Below are 797 nucleotides of genomic sequence, written 5' to 3'. Positions count from 1 at the left end.
GAGTTTTGTCTTTGTTTTGTTGGGCTTTCTGTGCCGGATCGGGTAGGAAAGCGCATGTCGCAGACCTTCGATCTCAGTCAATTCCCTGACCTGCCGCCCGAGGTGGTAAAGGCCTTTGCGGCGGTTCAGTTCGAGCTTTCGGTCGAACGTGCGGCGCGCCAGCATGAACAGGCGGTGGTGGCCGAGAAGGAGGCCTTCATCACCGAGCTCAAGGAGCTGATCGAGAAGCTGGAAGGCCAGGTTCAGGATTACCGGCGCACGAAGTTCGGACCGAAATCGGAAAAACTGGAGCCCGCGCAGCTGGAACTGGCGCTGGAAGATCTGGAAACCGCGATTGCCGAGACACAGGCGCAGATCGCGGATGTCGAGGATAAGATCGCTGCCAGCGAACGTGATCCCGAGAAGCACAAGCCGCGCGCGCCCCGCAAGGCGCGGGCGCTGCCCGAAAGTCTGCCGCGTGTCGAGCGGGTGATCGAGCCGGCCAGCATCCTGTGCCCCTGCGGCTGCGGCGACATGGTCCGCATCGGCGAGGACCGGACCGAACGACTGGATTACATTCCCGCGCGCTATCAGGTCATCGTCACGGTGCGCCCGAAATACGCCTGCCCCAAGGGGCGTACAGGCGTGGTGCAAGCCAAAGCCCCCGCGCATCTGCTGGAAGGAAGTTGGCCGACAGAGGCGCTGCTCGCGCAGATCGCCGTGTCCAAGCATTCGGAACACATGCCGCTGAACCGGCAGGCCGTGGTGATGGCGCGGCACGGGGTGCCGATCGACCGGTCGGTTCTGGCCGACTGGAT

Annotated in this window: 1 protein-coding gene; it reads left to right on the top strand. The window is 63.4% G+C overall.

Annotation, left to right across the window (positions count from 1 at the left end):
• Positions 1-54: 54 nt before the first annotated feature.
• Positions 55-797: IS66 family transposase zinc-finger binding domain-containing protein (locus ACK8OU_RS20375; protein WP_410305147.1), on the top strand; the 743-nt coding region annotated here is incomplete at its 3' end.

The sequence above is a fragment of the Pontitalea aquivivens genome (genome assembly GCF_046507575.1).
In the GTDB taxonomy this organism is placed as follows: Bacteria; Pseudomonadota; Alphaproteobacteria; order Rhodobacterales; family Rhodobacteraceae; genus Pontitalea; species Pontitalea aquivivens.
Note: the sequence above shows the minus strand (reverse complement) of the source record. Positions and strands in the feature narration are given on the sequence as shown.